This is a genomic window from Lysinibacillus sp. NPDC097214 (assembly GCF_050277945.1).
GTDB classification, from domain to species: Bacteria; Bacillota; Bacilli; order Bacillales_A; family Planococcaceae; genus Lysinibacillus; species Lysinibacillus xylanilyticus_B.
On record NZ_JBNNSS010000003.1, the window covers coordinates 330014 to 348449 of the forward strand.

Below are 18436 nucleotides of genomic sequence, written 5' to 3' on the forward strand. Positions count from 1 at the left end.
TAATGGCAGAGCCTACAATGGAAAATAGTACGGTATTAAATTAAAATGCAAGTATATAACCAATGTAGTGCACGGCTAGTCCACCTCTTACGACAAGCTTCAGAGAGGAAAGGTGATTCTTATGGCTATTAATAAAAAAGTACCTCTTCGAAAATGTGTAGCTACTGGAGAAATGCTAACAAAGAAAGAAATGATTCGTGTCGTTCGTTCGAAAGAGGGCGAAGTAAGTGTAGATGTTTCCGGGAAAAAACCCGGACGTGGTGCCTATGTTTCTAAATCGGAGGAAGCGATTGAAATCGCCCGTAAGAAAAATGTTTTAGGGCATCAACTTGATGTAAAAATCCCTGAAGAAATCTACGATGAACTTATTTTGATGATTCGTAGGGAGTCTATATTATGATCAATCAAGCAGTGCATAATTTGCTTGGAATAGCGGCAAGAGCCCGTAAAGTGATTTCAGGAGAAGAGTTAGTAGTAAAGGAAGTCCGCAATGGTAATGCTAAGATAGTACTGCTTGCAAACGATGCTTCTAAAAACTCTAGCAAAAAAATTCAAGATAAATGCACGTATTACAACGTTGAGTATCATGTAATTGGTGATCGTTATGATCTAGGACATGCTACAGGTAAGGAGGCCCGAGTGGCTTTAGCTATTACCGATAAAGGTTTTGCAAGCAAATTGTCTAGTCTACTCAACGAAAAATAATCGGGGGTGAGCAGATGACCAAAATCAGAGTTCATGAATATGCGAAACAAGTGAATAAAACGAGTAAAGAGGTTATTGAAGCACTAAGTAAATTAAATGAGAGTGTAACAAATCATATGTCAATGTTAGAAAAAGACACAGTGACAAAGTTAAACCAAACATTTAAAAATAGTAATGTGAAGCAACCTACTCAAAATGTATCGCAAAAACAACAGCAACCGGTAAAAAAGCAAGAAGGGCAAAAGCAACAATCTGCTACTTCTAAGCCTAAAACAAGTAATCAGCAACAAACGCGTCAAAACTCAAATTCGTCTAACGAAAAATCTAAGAATATAAAAGGTAATCAAAATAGAAATATGACACAAAATAATAATAATAATAATAATAATAATAATAATAATAATCGCAGAGGTGGCGGTGGTTACAACCAACGTCCAAGACCAGGAATCCATGGCGGGAAACGTCGCCATCCAAAAACACATCAACCAAGTCTACCAGTGAAACAAAAGGAATTACCAGAAAAAATTACTTTTGTTGAATCACTTTCTGTAGCGGAATTAGCAAAAAAATTACACCGTGAGCCATCAGAAATTATTAAAAAATTATTTATGCTTGGTGTAATGGCAACAATTAACCAAGAATTAGATAAGGATGCAATTGAATTACTTTGCGCAGACTATGGTGTAGAAGTTGAAGAAGAAATTCGTGTAGATATTACGGATTTAGAAACACACTTCGAACAAACAGAAGAAATTAACGAGGCGGACTTATCAGAACGTCCTCCTGTAGTAACAATTATGGGTCACGTTGACCATGGTAAAACTACATTGTTAGACTCTATTCGCAATACTAAAGTTACAGCTGGAGAGGCTGGAGGTATTACTCAGCATATCGGTGCTTATCAAGTAACTGAAGGCGACAAAAAAATTACGTTCCTTGATACACCAGGACACGCTGCGTTTACAACTATGCGTGCGCGCGGTGCGAAAGTAACGGACTTAACGATTTTAGTAGTAGCTGCGGATGATGGCGTTATGCCACAAACAGTGGAAGCAATTAACCACGCAAAAGCAGCAGAAGTACCAATTATTGTTGCAGTCAATAAAATGGATAAACCTTCAGCTAATCCAGACCGTGTGATGCAAGAGTTAACAGAGCATGGCCTAGTTCCTGAAGCTTGGGGTGGCGAAACTATTTTCGTACCAATCTCTGCATTAAAAGGTGAAGGCATTGACACATTACTTGAAATGATTTTACTTGTTGCTGAAGTTGGAGAATTAAAAGCGAGCCCTAATCGCTTAGCACTTGGTACAGTAATTGAAGCACAGCTAGATAAAGGTCGAGGCTCTGTTGCAACGCTTTTAGTACAAGATGGAACATTAAAAGTTGGGGACCCAATTGTTGTCGGCCATACTTTTGGACGTGTACGTGCTATGGTGAATGACAAAGGCCGTCGTGTGAAGGAAGCTGGACCATCAACGCCAGTTGAAATCACAGGTTTAAACGATGTACCACAAGCTGGCGACCGTTTCGTTGTCTTTGAAGACGAAAAAACAGCACGTCAAGTTGGAGAAACTCGTGCAATGTCAGCGATTCAAGCACAACGTTCAGAAAAACAACGCGTAACGCTTGATAACTTATTCGAACAAATGAGTCAAGGCGAAATGAAGGAGCTTAACTTAATTGTTAAAGCTGACGTTCAAGGTACTGTAGAAGCTATGGCTGCATCATTAATGAAAATTGATGTTGAAGGCGTAAACGTGAAAATTATTCACACTGGCGCTGGAGCGATTACAGAATCAGATATTTCTCTTGCTGCGGCTTCTAATGCAATTGTTATCGGCTTCAATGTTCGTCCAGATGTCAATGCAAAACGTGCAGCAGAAGAAGAAGGCGTAGATATTCGTCTACACCGCATTATCTATAAAGTAATCGAAGAAATTGAACAAGCAATGAAAGGTATGCTTGATCCAGAATTCGTAGAAAAAATTATTGGTCAAGCAGAAGTTCGACAAACAATTAAAGTATCAAAAGTTGGTACAATTGCTGGTTCATACGTAACAGAAGGTAAAGTAACTCGTGATTCAGGCGTACGTGTGATTCGCGAAAATGTAGTAATTTTTGAAGGTGAATTAGATACACTTAAACGTTTCAAAGATGAAGTAAAAGAAGTTGCCCGTGGTTACGAATGTGGTATTACAATTACAAACTTCAACGATATTAAAGAAGGCGACATTATCGAAGCCTATATTATGGAAGAAGTTAAACGTGCTTAATGATTGTTTACGCAGAGGTTGAATTCATTATTCAAACTGCCCATTCGTTGAAGGAAAAACGTGCTGTCTTACAGCGCATGATTACACGCACGAAACAAAAATTTAATGTATCCATCGCGGAAATTGACCATCAAAATGTATGGCAACGCACGAAATTAGCGCTTGTTGCTGTTTCTTCTTCAAAAGAAGCAGCCGAGCGTGAAATTAATCACGCGCTCCACTACTTACAGTCAAATCCATCTTGGGAACAGCTTAATGTGTGGCGAGACTATCTATAAGTAACATTAGAAGTTGTGTTGCTTGATTTACCAACCTTGCATGAAAATAGATGTGTAAGTGAGGACACAACTTTCTGTACATCGAAATTGAGGTGACAAACTATGTCTCTACGCTCAAACCGTGTCGCTGAGCAAATGAAAAAAGAGCTTGGCGAGATTATTGGACGTAAAATTAAAGATCCGCGTGTTGGTTTCGTTACTGTTACTGGTGTTGAGGTGACAGGTGATTTACAGCAAGCGACAATTTATATTACAACTCTAGGCAATGAACGTGAAAAAGAGGAAACACTAAAAGCTTTATTAAAGGCTTCTGGTTTTATTCGCTCAGAAATCGGTTCACGAATCCGTTTACGTCGTACACCAGAACTAATTTTTGAATTCGATTCATCGATTGAATATGGGAACCGTATTGATACATTGCTACGTGGTTTACACGAAGAATAAGCTTAACTTAAAAAAGTCTGCCATATGCATGTTCATGCAGGCAGGCTTTTTACATTCATTAGGAATGTAACATTTTTTGGCTCTATCATCTTTATTAAGCTTTCGTGCGGAGCTTACCTATATGTTTTGGCGACTGCCCGCCAGTTTTTCGGTAGGTGTGTCAGGCATCCACTTTTATCTTAAAAGTGGGTTCATCCCCAAAAGCCGTGGATGACAATTGTTAAAACATATACTATGCAAATAAGTTGATTGGAGTGGAGACTGGGCGACTCCTTGGGGATTAGCGATAGAGGAACGAAGGCTAAAACCATCACATCCTGTGATAACGCCTTCGTGACCAACATCCTGTTGGCCCGAGACCCTGCAGCGAAGCGAAGCGGCTCATCGGACGCCCCCAGGAAAGCGCCCAGTCGGAACGGAAATCAACCACACGTTTTGGTGATGATCCTAAAAGTGATGAAAATGTAACGAACATCAAAATTGCTAAAAATGAATTGATTTGATTTTAGGAGGAAGCTTATGAACGGTATTTTACCGCTTTGGAAGGAACGCGGCATGACAAGTCATGATTGCGTCTTTAAATTACGAAAAATTTTACGTACCAAAAAAGTTGGACATACAGGCACACTTGATCCAGGTGTTGAGGGAGTTCTCCCGATTTGTATTGGTCAAGCAACACGTATCGCAGAATATTTAACGGATGCAGGAAAAACCTATGAAGCCGTTATTTCAATTGGCCGTACAACGACAACTGAGGATGCAGAAGGAGAAACAGTTGAGCAAGATCCTACGGATAAAAAGTTCACACGTACTCAATTGCAAGAAGTTTTAGCCTCGCTAACAGGTGTCATTCAACAAACGCCACCAATGTTTTCAGCTGTCAAAGTAAATGGGAAACGTCTCTATGAATATGCTCGAAAAGGCGAAATTGTAGAAAGACCGACACGTCAAGTAACTATTTATGCATTAGAGCTACTAGATGATGTTGAAATTTATGAAGGACAAGAAATTACATTCCCTGTACGGATAGCGTGTAGTAAAGGGACGTATATTCGAACACTAGCTGTGCAAATCGGAGCGGCGCTTGGCTATCCTGCGCATATGAAAGAGCTCGTACGCACAGCCTCAGGTACGTTTACACAAGAAAATTGCTTTACGTTGGCACAGGTAGCTGAGCTGATGGAAGCTGAGCAAATCGATACATGCATTTTACCTGTTGAGTATGCATTGACAGATTACCCATTTATTGAAATAACTTCTGCTAATGAAAAAGAAATTTTCAATGGACAAGTGCTTCCCGCAGATGCATTATTAAAGATACATGATAAAATTGTTTTTGGAATCAGTGGGAAAGCAATTGCGGTCTATCAAGCCCATCCTACAAAGGAAGGGTTTATGAAGCCACATAAGATGTTTCCGACGATAGAGTAGGAGGATTTTTTGTATGGAGGTCATTCATTTAAAATACCCACACCAGCTACAGCAAAGAGAAAGCATGCAACCGTATTCATTGGCACTGGGCTTTTTTGATGGTGTACATAGAGGGCATCAGGCAGTTATTAAGGCAGCGAAGGAAGAAGGAGACAAGCGTCAAATTCCAACGGCTGTTATGACATTCGATCCACATCCTTCTTTAGTGCTAGGCGGTCGTAACGAAAAAGTATTTTATATAACGTTATTACAGCAAAAATTGCAGCTATTTGAAGAACAGGGTGTTGATACAGCATTTGTTGTACATTTCACATCTGATTTTGCAAAGCTTTCACCTGATGCATTTATTGATACATTTATTCGTGGGTTGAACATTCAACATGTTACAGCTGGCTTTGATTATTCTTTTGGTGCATTCGGTAAAGGTAAAATGGAAGATATGCGTGCATTGAGTAATGGAGATTACGGCGTAACAGTTGTTGAAAAGAAAATCGACGATATCGAAAAAATTAGCTCTACACGTATCCGTAAGCTATTGCAAGAGGGAGATATGGAAGCAGCAAGATTGCTCCTAGGACGACCATTTGAAATTACGGGTATCGTTGTACATGGTGATAAGCGAGGACGCACAATCGGTTTCCCAACTGCTAATGTCCAAGCGTTAGAGGGGACTTATATCCCAGCAAGCGGTGTGTATGCGGTACGATTACTTGTACAAAATAACTGGTATGATGGTGTATGTAATGTAGGCTATAAACCAACATTTAAAGATCCAAATGACAAGCAATTATCCATCGAAGCCCATATATTAAACTTCGAAAAAAATATTTACGGTGAAGAAGTGCATGTCGCTTGGTATAAACGTATAAGAAGTGAACGAAAATTCGATGGAATTGAAGCTTTGAAAGCACAAATCGAAAAGGATAAACAAGAAGCAATTGAATATTTTAAGGTTATTACCAAAAGTTAAAACGTATACCATGAATATAAGTTGATCTTCGTTACGACTGGGCGACTCCTTGGGGATCAGCAATAGAGGAACGAAGGCTAATACCATCACATCCTGTGATAACGCCTTCGTGACCAACATCGTGTTGGCCCGAGACCCTGGAGCGAGCAGGTAGAGGAACGAAGGCTAAAACCATCACGTCCTGTGATAACGCCTTCGTGACCAACATCCTGTTGCCCCAAGCGGCTCATCGGACGCCCCCAGGAAAGCGCCCAGCTGGAACGGAAATCAACCCCACTTTATGGTGATGAACCATATTTTATCGGGTTAATGCAAATTAAATATGCGTTAGCATTTGAATAGGCTTACGTTAACGCTTGCTTGACCTTTTGATTTATGGTAACATTCATAAGTGCATAATATGCTTAACCTTAGCTCGGTATATCGATGACTCCAACGTTTACTGTGCTAATGGCGATTAACAATTATTTAGGAGGTCCATACAAATGGCTATTACAAAACAACGTAAAAACGAAATTATTGCTGAGTTCCGTACTCACGAAAGTGACACTGGTTCTCCAGAAGTACAAGTTGCAGTATTAACAGAGGAAATCAACGCTCTAAATGCTCACTTACGTACACACAAAAAAGATTTCCACTCTGAGCGTGGTCTTCTTAAAATGGTAGGTCGTCGTCGTCACCTATTAAAATATCTTCGTGAAACTGACGTACAACGTTACCGTGAACTAATCACTCGTTTAGGCTTACGTCGCTAATTGTCGATCTAAAAGCGGGATTAATCCCGCTTTTTCTTTATGTTTATAAACATTAAGAAGACATTAACTTTACTATTGCGAAAAAAGCATATATGACACGAAATTCAAGCAAAAAAACTTGGTTTCAATCAGATACAGAAATAAATCCTAAATAAATTGGCAATAACTGAATTTAAATGTATGATTATTTGATGAAATATTTAGCATAGAACAAGCATTTTTGGTACACTTACTATTAGTACATACAGACGAAGTAAGTGTTTTTATAATAGAGAGGGGTTCATTGAATGAACGAAAAGAAAGTCTATTCCTATGAATGGGCTGGCCGTCCGCTTGTAATCGAAGTCGGACAGTTAGCAAAACAAGCAAATGGGGCCGTTTTAGTACGCTATGGAGATACATCTGTACTTTCAACAGCAACAATGTCAAAATCACCGAAACCACTTGATTTCTTCCCATTAACAGTAAACTACGAAGAACGTTTATACGCAGCAGGTAAAATTCCTGGTGGCTTTATTAAACGTGAAGGACGTCCATCTGAAAAAGCAATACTAGCAAGCCGTTTAATCGACCGTCCGATTCGTCCGATGTTCCCAGACGGTTTCCGTAATGAAGTACAAGTAATTTCGATGGTCATGTCTAACGATCCGGATTGCACGTCTGAAATGGCTGCAATGCTTGGTTCATCAATAGCGTTAGCTATTTCAGATATTCCATTTGACGGACCGATTGCAGGTGTACAAGTTGGCTATATCGACGGTAAATTTATCGTGAACCCAACAGTGGAACAATCTAATCAATCAACAGTCCATTTATCTGTAGCAGGTAACAAGGATGCTATCAACATGGTTGAAGCAGGTGCACTAGAAGTACCAGAGGAAATAATGCTAGAAGCCATTATGTTCGGTCATGAAGAAATCCAAAAAATTATTGCTTTCCAAGAGCAAATCGTTGCAGAAGTAGGAAAAGAAAAATTATCAATAACATTATTTGAAATTGATGAAGCGATTCAAGCAGATATAAAAGCAGCTTGTGAGACTGACATGCATGATGCTATTCAAACTGCTGAGAAACATGCACGTGATGAAGCTATTAAAGCGGTAAAAGACCGTGTTATTGCTTCTTATGAAGAGCAAGAAGCTGATGATGTAACAATGAAGCAAGTTTATACAATTCTAGATAAAATGGTTAAAGACGAAGTACGTCGTCAGATTACAGAAGATAAAGTACGTCCAGATGGTCGTAAGTTAGACGAAATCCGTCCACTTTCTTCTGAAACAGGCATATTGCAACGTACACACGGTTCAGCATTATTTACGCGTGGACAAACACAAGCCCTTTCTATTTGTACATTAGGTGCACTTGGGGATGTACAAATTATCGACGGTTTAGGTGTAGAAGAATCAAAACGCTTTATGCATCACTATAACTTCCCACAATTCTCTGTAGGGGAAACTGGCCCAATTCGTGGACCAGGTCGTCGTGAAATCGGGCATGGTGCATTAGGAGAGCGTGCTCTTGATGCGGTTATTCCAGATGAATCTGTATTCCCATATACAATCCGTTGTGTATCGGAAGTACTTGAATCAAACGGTTCTACATCTCAAGCTTCTATCTGTGCTTCAACGTTAGCGATGATGGATGCTGGTGTTCCATTAAAGGCACCTGTAGCAGGTATTGCAATGGGTCTTATTAAAAAAGGAGAACACTACTCTATTTTAACGGATATTCAAGGTATGGAAGACCACCTTGGAGATATGGACTTTAAAGTTGCAGGTACAGCTAAAGGTGTAACAGCACTTCAAATGGACATTAAAATTGATGGTTTATCACGTAATATTTTAGAAGAAGCATTAACACAAGCTAAAATTGGCCGTATGCACATTTTAGAATCAATGATTGCTACTCTTGCAGACCCACGTGAAAAATTATCTAAATTTGCACCGAAAATTGTTATCGTGAAGATTAATCCTGATAAAATTCGCGATGTCATCGGACCTGGTGGTAAACAAATTAACAAAATTATTGAAGAAACTGGCGTAAAAATTGATACGGAGCAAGATGGTACAATTTACATCTCTTCTGCAGATGAAGAAATGAACGCTCGTGCAAAACAAATTATCGAAGACATCGTACGTGAAGCAAAAGTTGGCGAGTATTACTTATCAACAGTTAAACGTATTGAAAAATTCGGTGCGTTCTGTGAAATATTCCCTGGTAAAGATGGCTTACTTCACATCTCTGAAATTCAAGAGGAACGTACAAAACAAGTTGAAGATGTCTTAAAACTTGGCGATCAATTACTTGTAAAAGTTATTGAAATTGACAAGCAAGGTCGTGTGAATTTATCTCGTAAAGTAGTTATCCAAGAGGAAAAAGAACGCGCTGAGCAAGATAAATAATAAATTGTAGAAAAGGCTGCGTATAATGCGCAGCCTTTTTTAAATCAACTATAAGGAAAATGGTTCGATAAGGGATATTTTGGGGGAAACTTCACATTATGGTTCATCACCAAAAGTCGTGGATGACTTTTGGTAAAACGTATACTTGGTAAATAAGTTGATCTTCGTTACGACTGGGCGACTCCTTGGGGATTAGCGATAGGGGAACGAAGGCTAAAAGCATCACATCCTGTGATAACGCCTTCGTGACCAACATCGTGTTGGCCCGAGACCCTGGAGCGAGCCGGCAGGGGAACGAAGGCTAAAAGCATCACGTCCTGTGATAACGCCTTCGTGACCAACAACCTGTTGGCCCAAGCGGCTCATCGGACGCCCCCAGGAAAGCGCCCAGTTGGAACGGAAATCAACCACACGTTTTGGTGAAGATCCCACATTATGCCTTTGATGTAGAACTAGAGATAAATTGGGGGAGATTTTTTGGTACAAGTACATACATGTCAGAATGGTGTGCGTATTGTGTCTGAGCAAATCGATCATGTAAGATCCGTTGCGCTAGGCATTTTTGTTAATGCAGGATCTCGTTATGAGCTACCTGAGGAAAATGGTATTACACATTTTATCGAACATATGCTTTTTAAAGGGACAAAAACTCGAACAGCTCGCCAAATTGCTGAAGAATTTGACCGAATTGGTGGCGAGTTAAATGCCTTTACATCTAAGGAAAACACTTGTTATTATGCAAAGGTTTTAGATCATCATGCAGAGCTTGCCGTGACAATATTAGCGGATATGTTCTTTAATTCTACGTTTGCAAAGGAAGAGTTAGAGAAGGAACGACAAGTTGTACTAGAGGAAATACTAATGAGTGAAGACGCACCTGATGATGATGTTCATGAAAAGCTCTGGGAAGTCATGTATCCAAACGATGCACTCGGTCGTCCAATACTAGGGACTGCGGCTACTTTAAAAACATTTACAGCAGATTTGATACGTAACTATATGGCTAAACATTATGGTCCAGAATCAGTTGTTATTTCAATAGCCGGAAATATTTCTGCAAAGCTTATCCAAACAATTGAAGATTTATTTGGCCATTATCAGCCATCTCCACTTGTGGTTGAGCCTGTGCTTTCGAATCCTCATTTTTATCCAGGAGAGATTTCAAAAACTCGCGATACGGAGCAAGCACATTTAGCCATTTCTTATCCAGCAATTGGTGTAAAAGATCCAGATATGTATAGCTTTATTGCACTTAATAATATTATTGGTGGCAATATGAGCTCTCGTTTGTTCCAAGAAGTACGCGAAGAACGTGGTTTAGCCTATTCAATATTTTCTTATCAATCCTGTTATGCAGATGTTGGTGCATTTACGATTTATGGTAGTACAAGTCGTCAGCAATTATCGCAGCTCCAACATACAATTGATGCGACATTACTTGATATCGTAGCAGGTGGTGTGACAGAGGAAGAACTTGTGAATGCGAAGGAGCAGCTGAAGGGTAGTTTTGTACTCGGTCTAGAGGGGACAGGTTCTCGTATGAATCGTAACGGTACGAGTGAGTTAGTGCATCGCAAACATCGTTCAGTAGACGAAGTACTAGCGTCCATTGATGCCGTATCAATGGAATCGCTCGATCGCTTAATAGCAAAAATCTTGAAAGCTGAGCCAGCCATTTCAATTATTGGTCCGGAAGCTTAAAAATAGGTTGCCCTAAATGGGCAACCTATTTTTGATTCATTACGCTATTTTTATCCTCTGGTATTTCGCTTACTTCCTCATTATTTCCTTTTAATATGCTGTACTTAGACCAGTACATCCATCTTTTCACTAAATAAAATTTCTCCAGTATGAATGTAAGATAGTCAGCAGTCTTTTCTAAATCGCTTGTTATATGAGAAGAAAATAGAATGCTATGTGTTTCATCCTGCATAAACGTTAAAAATAAATCGAGAATTCCCATCACGGATTATCGGATCTAGCCCGCTCGTGGGTTCAACCATAATTAACAGCTTTGGATAATATGGCAGGGCAAATACAATGGACAGCTTCGTCCTCATTCCACGGGGAAATTCTCTTACCTTCTTCCTCACTGGAATTTTAAATTTGCTAATCACTCAAAATAATAGCTTGAATCCCACGTTTTAAACCCTTTATCATGAATTTGTCGAGTTGCGTCGCATTAAGTGTTTCAGGTACATGTAAATCGTCAAAAACCACACCGATGTCGTTTTTTATCGATCATTCAAGTTCGACAACATCCTTGCCGAATAGCAAAATTTCGCAGTATTCTTTTTTAGTATGTATCTGTAAACTTCCCAGCACAGTAAAACCCATGATTGTGCCTTGAGGTACTGAAATACATCATTAAGAGAAAACCCTTCAAAGCTTTTTGGTAAAGCATGAATCTCAATAGTATTCATTTAGTTGTTCAATGTAAGTAACTCCTATACTTCCTCTTTTGTAAGCCCAGCAGTTTTGGCCGTTCTAACTGCTTACTGCATTTGCTTTTTTAACTTGACGTAATAATTCCTCGCGTAGAAAATATTGATTTCGTTCTGTAACAAAGCTTCCTGTCTAAGCTACCGTTTTGATAAATCCATCTCGCTTTAAATCAGCATAAGCCAACTTCGCTGTCATAACGCTAAAAGCAAGTGCACGATAGATGGTCGTGCGTCACCATCCTGTAATTTATTGGCTAGTATCGCTTCCTTAAGCTGTACAGTTATTTGTTCATAAATGGGTTTATCACAAGCGTAGCTTAAATGGATATGCACAAATCCCTCGCCTTACACATCTCTATATACAGATGTGCTGGTAAGTGCACATTTTCATACTTTGGGTAAGGGTCACGAATTGCAAAAACTCGGCATATATTGGGGTAACGGTTCAAGGAGGGAGATGAGGCATGCTACTATCAGAGATGGTGGATAAAGAGTTAATTCAAGTCGAGGGTGGCGTACACTTTGGCATATTGGCACATACGGAATGTCTAATAGATGTGCAAACAGGAAAGATTCATGGTTTTGAGATTGTGAAAGATAAATTGCCATTCCAAAAAAAGAAAGTGAAAGTTAGTGAAATGATACCTTGGCATGAAATTATACTAATTGGCGAAGATCGGATTTTATTTAACAAAACAACGACGGTACAGTCAGAATTTTTACAGTGAGGTGAGCTTTTGGAAAATGAAAAATGGCTTGTTATCGGTGAGGATCTAAGGTTGAAGGAATTAGCTACCATGCTAAGGAGCCCATCGAGAACTGTATTTTATAAAAGAACATCAGTTTGGAATGAAGAGTTAAATAAGCTTGTATTAGAATTCCAACCAAATAGAATTATTCTTCCTATTCTTCCGCTAAAAATTGAAGTGGAACAGCTTTATGGGATATCTCAAGTTAAGTTTTATACAGGGCGTTTAACTATGCATTGGAAGCAATTGCTTGAGAGAAATGAAACAAATTGCTATTTACAACAAGAATCATTTATTTGGCAAAATGCAAGATTAACAGCGGAGGGATTTATCGCCACGTTTTACGGACTCGAGCAAAAATGTATTTACGGACAAAACTTTACTATCGCAGGATTTGGGCGCACAGCCAAAATGCTCGCATCTTTACTCGTCAAGATGGGCGCTAATATCCATATAGTAGCGCGTTCAGTTGTACAAGTGAGTGAAGCAAAGGCATATGGTTATAAAGCTACGAATTTAGATGACCGGCAATGGTCAATTAATGATGGGATATTTATCAATACGATTCCCGCTAAGTGGATTACTGAATCATTCCAAGAACATGTCCCGGTTGTACTATATGATTTGGCTTCAGAGCCTGGCTGTTTAGATATAGATGCTGAACAACTACAAACGTATGTACTATTGCCATCATTACCTGGGAAATACTTTGCACATGATGCAGCGACAATATTGTGCAAGGCAATAGAGGAGGAAGAAGATTGCTAACGGGGAAACGAATTGGTTTAGGTATTACGGCCTCCCACTGTACGTATGAGGACGTAGTACCTAAAATCCAAAACTTTAAAGATGCAGGAGCAGCAGTTATTCCAATTATTACACACTCCGTTTTACATGCAGCTACGCGTTTTGGTACTGGGGAGGAGTGGATTGCAAAAATAGAGGAGATCACTGGAGAAAAGGTTATTTCTTCTATTAAAGAGGCAGAACCATTTGGACCATCCAATCCATTGGATGCGATGGTTATAGCGCCGATGACAGGGAATAGTATCAGTAAATTTGCAAATGCAGCAACAGATAGTGCGGTATTGATGGCTGCGAAGGCAACATTACGTAACGGTTCGCCTGTTGTTCTAGGTATATCAACAAATGATGCTCTCGGCTTAAATGGTATGAATATAATGAGGCTGCTAAACGCTAAAAACATTTATTTTATTCCATTCGGGCAGGACTCACCACATTCAAAACCCAATTCCTTAATTGCTGATTTTGATCAAATGGTCGCGACTGTTCATGAAGCGATTACGGAGAAAAAGCAATTACAGCCACTGTTGGTACAATATTTAAAATAATTCGTAAATTACACACAATTTTCAGTATTTTTGTGATACAATAGCACACATTATGTAACTTGTATTCAAGGAGAGTTGATGACAGATGACAAAGCAGTTAACAGTTGCTGTAGTTGGAGCAACAGGGGCAGTCGGCACAAAAATGATGGAACAACTAATTAAACGAGAGTTTCCAATTGGAGATATTAAGTTTTTAGCTTCGGCACGTTCAGCAGGAAAACCAATCGAATTTAATGGGAAGACATATACAATTGAAGAAGCGACACCTGAAGCTTTTGAAGGCGTCAATGTCGCTTTATTCTCGGCTGGTGGTTCGGTATCAGCGGTGCTAGCGCCAGAAGCGGCAAAACGCGGTGCAGTAGTGATCGATAACACGAGCCATTTCCGCATGGATCCAGAGGTACCATTAGTTGTCCCTGAAGTAAATCGTGGTGATCTTGCTAAGCATAAGGGGATTATTGCAAATCCAAACTGCTCTACGATTCAAATGATGGCTGCACTTGAACCTATTCGTCATGCATTCGGTTTAACAAAAATTATTGTATCAACATACCAAGCGGTTTCAGGTGCAGGTATTTCTGCTATTCAGGAATTAAAGGCACAAAGTGCAAATTGGGATGCAGGTAAGGATGTAGAAGCAAATATTTTACCTTCTGGTAGCGACAAACGTCATTATCCAATCGCTCGTAATGTCATTCCACAAATTGATAAATTTACAGACAATGGCTTTACATATGAAGAAATGAAAATGATTAATGAAACGAAGAAAATTATGCATGCACCAGAGCTAAAAGTAGCCGCAACTTGTGTTCGCGTGCCAGTCGTTTCGGGACACTCTGAATCTGTTTATCTTGAAGTAGAAAAAGAAGCAACGGTACAGGAGATTTTTGAAGTATTACGCAATGCGCCTGGTGTCGTATTACAAGATGATATCGCAACACAAACTTACCCAATGCCTATCTATGCAGAAGGGGAAGATGCTACTTTTGTAGGGCGTATCCGTCAAGATTTAGACAATAAAAAAGGATTCCACTTATGGATCGTTTCTGACAATCTTTTGAAAGGCGCTGCATTAAACTCTATTCAAATTGCTGAAGCAATGCTAGAGGATAACTTACTATAAGAGGGGTGTAAGGATGAATTTAGGTCGAATTGGGACGGCGATGATTACGCCGTTCAAAGAAGATGGCACGATTAATTATCCAGAACTAGAACGTATTATTAATCATTTGATTAATAATGGTACAGATTGTATTGTCGCATGTGGCACAACCTCTGAAAACCCAACTATGTCCACAGAAGAAAAAATTGAAGTTGTACGCTTTACAGTAGAAAAAGTGGCAGGTCGTGTACCGGTTATCGCAGGTACAGGAGATAACGAAACTGCTTACTCTATAGCAATGACGCACAAGGCTGAAGAAAATGGTGCAGATGGTATCATGCTTGTAGCACCATATTATAATAAGCCAAATCAACGCGGTATTTTTGCGCATTTTGAAACGATTGCAAAAGAAACAAGTTTACCTGTCATGCTTTATAATGTGCCAGGACGTACAGGCGTCAATGTTGCCTATGAAACTTCTGTTGCTTTAAGTAAAATTTCTAATATTGCATGGATAAAAGAAGCGAGTGGCAATTTAGATCAAATGGGCGATGTTATTGAGAATGTTGATTCAGATGACAATTTCTTAGTGTATAGTGGGGATGATGGTTTAACACTCCCACTACTAGCAATCGGCGGAGCAGGAATTATTTCAGTTGCTGCCCATGTTGTTGGGAATGATATGCAATTAATGATTAAAGCGTTTGAAGAAGGAAATCACGAGCTAGCAGCCAAAATTCACCGAGCATTATTACCACTTGTACGTGCGCTGTTTGCACAGCCAAACCCATCGCCTGTAAAATACGCGATGACCAAATTAGGCTTTGATACACTTAATGTTCGTTTGCCAATGATGGAAATGACAGATGAAGAAAAAGCAAACTTTGACCGAATTTGGGATACGTATCAAGAAAAAGCGAGAAGCTTTAGAGAAGTAAGTACCTTTAGTTAATTAGTAATTAAAATAGTAAGATCGTAGACAAACTCGAGATTTTTTAGTTTGTTTACGGTCTTTTTTCTTTTGTAAGAAATATAAAAGATATAGACTGTTACTTTCCGCATGGGAGGAGACCTCTAAATATAGATGGTAACCCCCGATGGTAGGATAATAGCTCTGGGATGGCTGATATTTGCTTGAGTAGGAATGAGAATCCATCAGGTTCTTTGAAATTATTTTTACATTCAATTGGTTTATGTATCCTTTCAGATGGCTCATCGCCAAAAATTAAGAATGACATTTGTTAAAACATATGTCATGTATAAAAGTTGGAACGGAAATCAACCCCACGTTATGCTGATGACCTTTCACGATGCTATATCCTCCTCCTACTTTCCATCTATTAGTAATAAAATTAACAATAAATTTCTGTTTCTATCATGAAAGATGCATTTTTAATTTGTGCAAAAGCTTTGCAAACCGTATAATAAATCTTAAGTGGTTGCTGTTCGGGATATTTTTTAGGAGGAAGTAAATTGACAAAAAAGAGAAATGAATTAATTCGTATCATTCCACTTGGTGGCGTGGGCGAAATTGGTAAAGCAATGTACGTAGTAGAAATTGACGAAGAGCTTTTTGTAGTGGATAGCGGGTTGATGTTCCCAGAAGACGAAATGCTGGGCATTGATATTGTAATTCCAGATATTACGTATTTAGAAGAAAATAAAGAGCGTGTGAAAGGAATTTTCTTAACACATGGTCATGAAGATGCAATTGGCTCAATTGCTTATGTATTACAAAAAGTGAAAGCGCCAGTGTACGGATCAAAATTAACAATTGCACTTGCAAAGGAACATTTAAAGGAATTGCCTGCACCACATCAGGTAAAATTCTTTGAGGTTACGAACCGTAGTCGTATGAATTTTAACTCAACGTATGTGACATTCTTCCATACAACACATAGTATTCCCGATTCGTTAGGGGTAGTGTTCCATACATCTGAAGGAGCAATTGTTCATACAGGTGAGTTTAAATTCGATCAATCAGCGACAGGTAAATTTAAGCCTGATTTAGCAAAAATGGCTCAGCTTGGAGAAGAAGGCGTATTTATGCTGCTATCTGAGTCAAGTGAAGCTGAGCGACCAGGTTATACGACATCTGAGATTGTGATTGAAGAACAATTATCAAAAACATTCCATTCAGCACCAGGTCGTATTTTAGTCGCTGTTTACGCATCGAATTTTATTCGTATACAGCAAGTATTGACACAAGCTCAAAAGTCGTTCCGTAAAGTAGTCATTGTAGGAAAACCTTTAGAAAAAGCTGTAGATTTAGGTGCACAGCTAGGTTACTTAACGGTAGAAGAAGATACAATCATCCCTATCTCAGAAATGCAAAAGTATCAAGATGATGAGATTATTATTATTGCTACAGGTAATAAAGGGGAGCCACTTGATGCATTAGAGAAAATTGTCCGCAAACATCACCGAGACATTAAAATTAAAAAAGACGATACAGTATTAATTACATTTACACCGTCTCCTGGTATGGAAGTACAGATGGCTAATACGATGAACTCTATCGCAAAAGCAGGTGCTGAAATTCTCACATCTAGTAAAAATGTACATGTATCGGGTCACGGTAGCCAAGAAGATTTAAAGCTAATGCTAAACTTAATGCAACCAAAGTACTTTATCCCAGTGCAAGGTGAGTACCGTATGCTTATTGCTCACTCTAAGCTTGCTCAACAACTAGGTATGCAAAAATCACAAATTTTTATCGCCGATAAAGGGGATATTGTAGAATATAAAAATGGTAAAATGCGAATGAGTGGCCGTGTACAAGCTGGTAATGTTTTAATAGACGGTATCGGTGTTGGTGATGTAGGGAACATAGTACTTCGCGATCGTAAGTTATTATCGCAGGATGGTATTTTCATTGTTGTCGTAACATTAAACCGTGCTCAAAAGAAAATTGCATCTGGTCCAGAAATTTTATCACGTGGTTTCGTCTATGTACGCGAATCAGAAGCGTTAATGGTGGAAGCTTCTGATATTGCTAAAAATGTTATTGAAAAATACGTTGGTAAAGATACATTTGAATGGACAAATATTAAACAAGAAATTCGAGATACACTAAATACGTATTTATTCCAAAAAACGAAGCGCCGCCCAATGATTATCCCAATCATTATGGAATATTAAAAATGAAAGATCAACGTTAAATGAAAAAGGATTTTCTAGCCGAATGTGAACGGTGGAAAATCCTTTTTTTCACTCAATCTCAAAAGTTGGGAATGATATATGTTATGTATATAAAGTTGATTGAAGTGGAGGTTGGTCGACTCCTTGAGGATCAGCGATAGAGGAACGAAGGCTAAAACCATCACATCCTGTGATAACGCCTTCGTGACCAACATCCTGTTGGCCCGAGACCCTGGAGCGAGCACGTAGGGGAACGAAGGCTAAAAGCATCACGTCCTGTGATAACGCCTTCATGACCAACATCGGTGCTGCTGCCGCTACGTTAGCACTACGCTTTCGCGCAGAAAACATCTGTTGGCCCAAGCGGCTCATCGGACGCCCCCAGGA

The 18436-nt window shown here is 39.2% G+C and carries 19 protein-coding genes; 16 read left to right on the top strand and 3 right to left on the bottom strand.

What is annotated here, in order from left to right:
- The first annotated feature begins 121 nt into the window (after nt 1-121).
- The 10 genes from rnpM to ACQKMI_RS08860 all read left to right on the top strand — a co-directional run bounded on the left by rnpM (nt 122) and on the right by ACQKMI_RS08860 (nt 10962).
- Nucleotides 122-400 (top strand): RNase P modulator RnpM, encoded by a 279-nt coding sequence (gene rnpM / locus ACQKMI_RS08815; RefSeq protein ID WP_323645112.1) that lies wholly within the window; start codon nt 122-124, stop codon nt 398-400.
- Nucleotides 397-705: a YlxQ family RNA-binding protein gene (locus ACQKMI_RS08820; protein ID WP_323645110.1), complete on the top strand. Its 309-nt coding sequence runs from the start codon at nt 397-399 to the stop codon at nt 703-705. Before rnpM ends, ACQKMI_RS08820 begins: the two co-directional genes overlap by 4 nt.
- Before the next feature lie 14 nt (nt 706-719).
- On the top strand, nt 720-2981 hold the full coding sequence (gene infB, locus ACQKMI_RS08825) for a translation initiation factor IF-2 (RefSeq protein WP_427488182.1): 2262 nt from the start codon (nt 720-722) through the stop codon (nt 2979-2981).
- Complete coding sequence (locus tag ACQKMI_RS08830; RefSeq protein ID WP_004225006.1) at nt 2981-3259, top strand: DUF503 domain-containing protein; 279 nt, start codon at nt 2981-2983, stop codon at nt 3257-3259. Before infB ends, ACQKMI_RS08830 begins: the two co-directional genes overlap by 1 nt.
- Nucleotides 3260-3361: 102 nt before the next feature.
- Nucleotides 3362-3703 carry a 30S ribosome-binding factor RbfA gene (rbfA, locus tag ACQKMI_RS08835; RefSeq protein WP_323645107.1) on the top strand — a complete coding sequence of 114 codons (342 nt, stop codon included), beginning with the start codon at nt 3362-3364 and terminating at the stop codon, nt 3701-3703.
- 519 nt (nt 3704-4222) lie between these two features.
- Nucleotides 4223-5134 carry a tRNA pseudouridine(55) synthase TruB gene (gene truB, locus ACQKMI_RS08840; protein WP_427488183.1) on the top strand — a complete coding sequence of 304 codons (912 nt, stop codon included), beginning with the start codon at nt 4223-4225 and terminating at the stop codon, nt 5132-5134.
- Nucleotides 5135-5147: 13 nt separating this feature from the next.
- Nucleotides 5148-6104 carry a riboflavin biosynthesis protein RibF gene (ribF, locus tag ACQKMI_RS08845; RefSeq protein ID WP_427488184.1) on the top strand — a complete coding sequence of 319 codons (957 nt, stop codon included), beginning with the start codon at nt 5148-5150 and terminating at the stop codon, nt 6102-6104.
- Between the two features lie 485 nt (nt 6105-6589).
- Entirely contained in the window at nt 6590-6859 is a 270-nt protein-coding gene (gene rpsO, locus ACQKMI_RS08850) for a 30S ribosomal protein S15 (protein WP_427488185.1), read from the top strand.
- A gap of 287 nt (nt 6860-7146) precedes the next feature.
- Nucleotides 7147-9261: a polyribonucleotide nucleotidyltransferase gene (pnp, locus tag ACQKMI_RS08855; protein ID WP_400934376.1), complete on the top strand. Its 2115-nt coding sequence runs from the start codon at nt 7147-7149 to the stop codon at nt 9259-9261.
- 477 nt (nt 9262-9738) lie between these two features.
- Nucleotides 9739-10962, top strand: coding sequence for a M16 family metallopeptidase (locus ACQKMI_RS08860; protein ID WP_427488186.1), 1224 nt, complete (start codon nt 9739-9741; stop codon nt 10960-10962).
- Nucleotides 10963-10987: 25 nt separating this feature from the next.
- Here ACQKMI_RS08860 and ACQKMI_RS08865 read toward each other — a convergent pair whose 3' ends face one another.
- Together ACQKMI_RS08865 and ACQKMI_RS08870 are read right to left on the bottom strand one after the other, a co-directional pair.
- Complete coding sequence (locus ACQKMI_RS08865) at nt 10988-11224, bottom strand: hypothetical protein (protein ID WP_427488187.1); 237 nt, start codon at nt 11222-11224, stop codon at nt 10988-10990.
- 673 nt (nt 11225-11897) lie between these two features.
- Nucleotides 11898-12038, bottom strand: coding sequence for a hypothetical protein (locus ACQKMI_RS08870; RefSeq protein ID WP_427488188.1), 141 nt, complete (start codon nt 12036-12038; stop codon nt 11898-11900).
- Between the two features lie 131 nt (nt 12039-12169).
- Between ACQKMI_RS08870 and ACQKMI_RS08875 the strand changes: the two genes are divergently transcribed.
- The 6 genes from ACQKMI_RS08875 to ACQKMI_RS08900 all read left to right on the top strand — a co-directional run bounded on the left by ACQKMI_RS08875 (nt 12170) and on the right by ACQKMI_RS08900 (nt 18049).
- Nucleotides 12170-12433, top strand: a complete 264-nt coding sequence (locus ACQKMI_RS08875) for a YlmC/YmxH family sporulation protein (protein WP_370075185.1) — start codon at nt 12170-12172, stop codon at nt 12431-12433.
- A gap of 9 nt (nt 12434-12442) precedes the next feature.
- Nucleotides 12443-13222 carry an NAD(P)-dependent oxidoreductase gene (locus ACQKMI_RS08880; protein ID WP_427414916.1) on the top strand — a complete coding sequence of 260 codons (780 nt, stop codon included), beginning with the start codon at nt 12443-12445 and terminating at the stop codon, nt 13220-13222.
- Nucleotides 13216-13806: a dipicolinate synthase subunit B gene (locus tag ACQKMI_RS08885; protein ID WP_427488189.1), complete on the top strand. Its 591-nt coding sequence runs from the start codon at nt 13216-13218 to the stop codon at nt 13804-13806. The genes ACQKMI_RS08880 and ACQKMI_RS08885 overlap by 7 nt, the downstream gene beginning before the upstream one ends.
- Before the next feature lie 85 nt (nt 13807-13891).
- Complete coding sequence (locus ACQKMI_RS08890; protein WP_323645087.1) at nt 13892-14929, top strand: aspartate-semialdehyde dehydrogenase; 1038 nt, start codon at nt 13892-13894, stop codon at nt 14927-14929.
- Nucleotides 14930-14942: 13 nt separating this feature from the next.
- Nucleotides 14943-15860, top strand: a complete 918-nt coding sequence (dapA, locus tag ACQKMI_RS08895; protein WP_323645086.1) for a 4-hydroxy-tetrahydrodipicolinate synthase — start codon at nt 14943-14945, stop codon at nt 15858-15860.
- Between the two features lie 521 nt (nt 15861-16381).
- Entirely contained in the window at nt 16382-18049 is a 1668-nt protein-coding gene (locus ACQKMI_RS08900) for a ribonuclease J (protein WP_427488190.1), read from the top strand.
- 102 nt (nt 18050-18151) lie between these two features.
- Here the strand turns inward: ACQKMI_RS08900 and ACQKMI_RS08905 are convergent, their stop codons facing one another.
- On the bottom strand, nt 18152-18421 hold the full coding sequence (locus ACQKMI_RS08905) for a hypothetical protein (protein WP_427488191.1): 270 nt from the start codon (nt 18419-18421) through the stop codon (nt 18152-18154).
- Nucleotides 18422-18436: the final 15 nt, after the last annotated feature.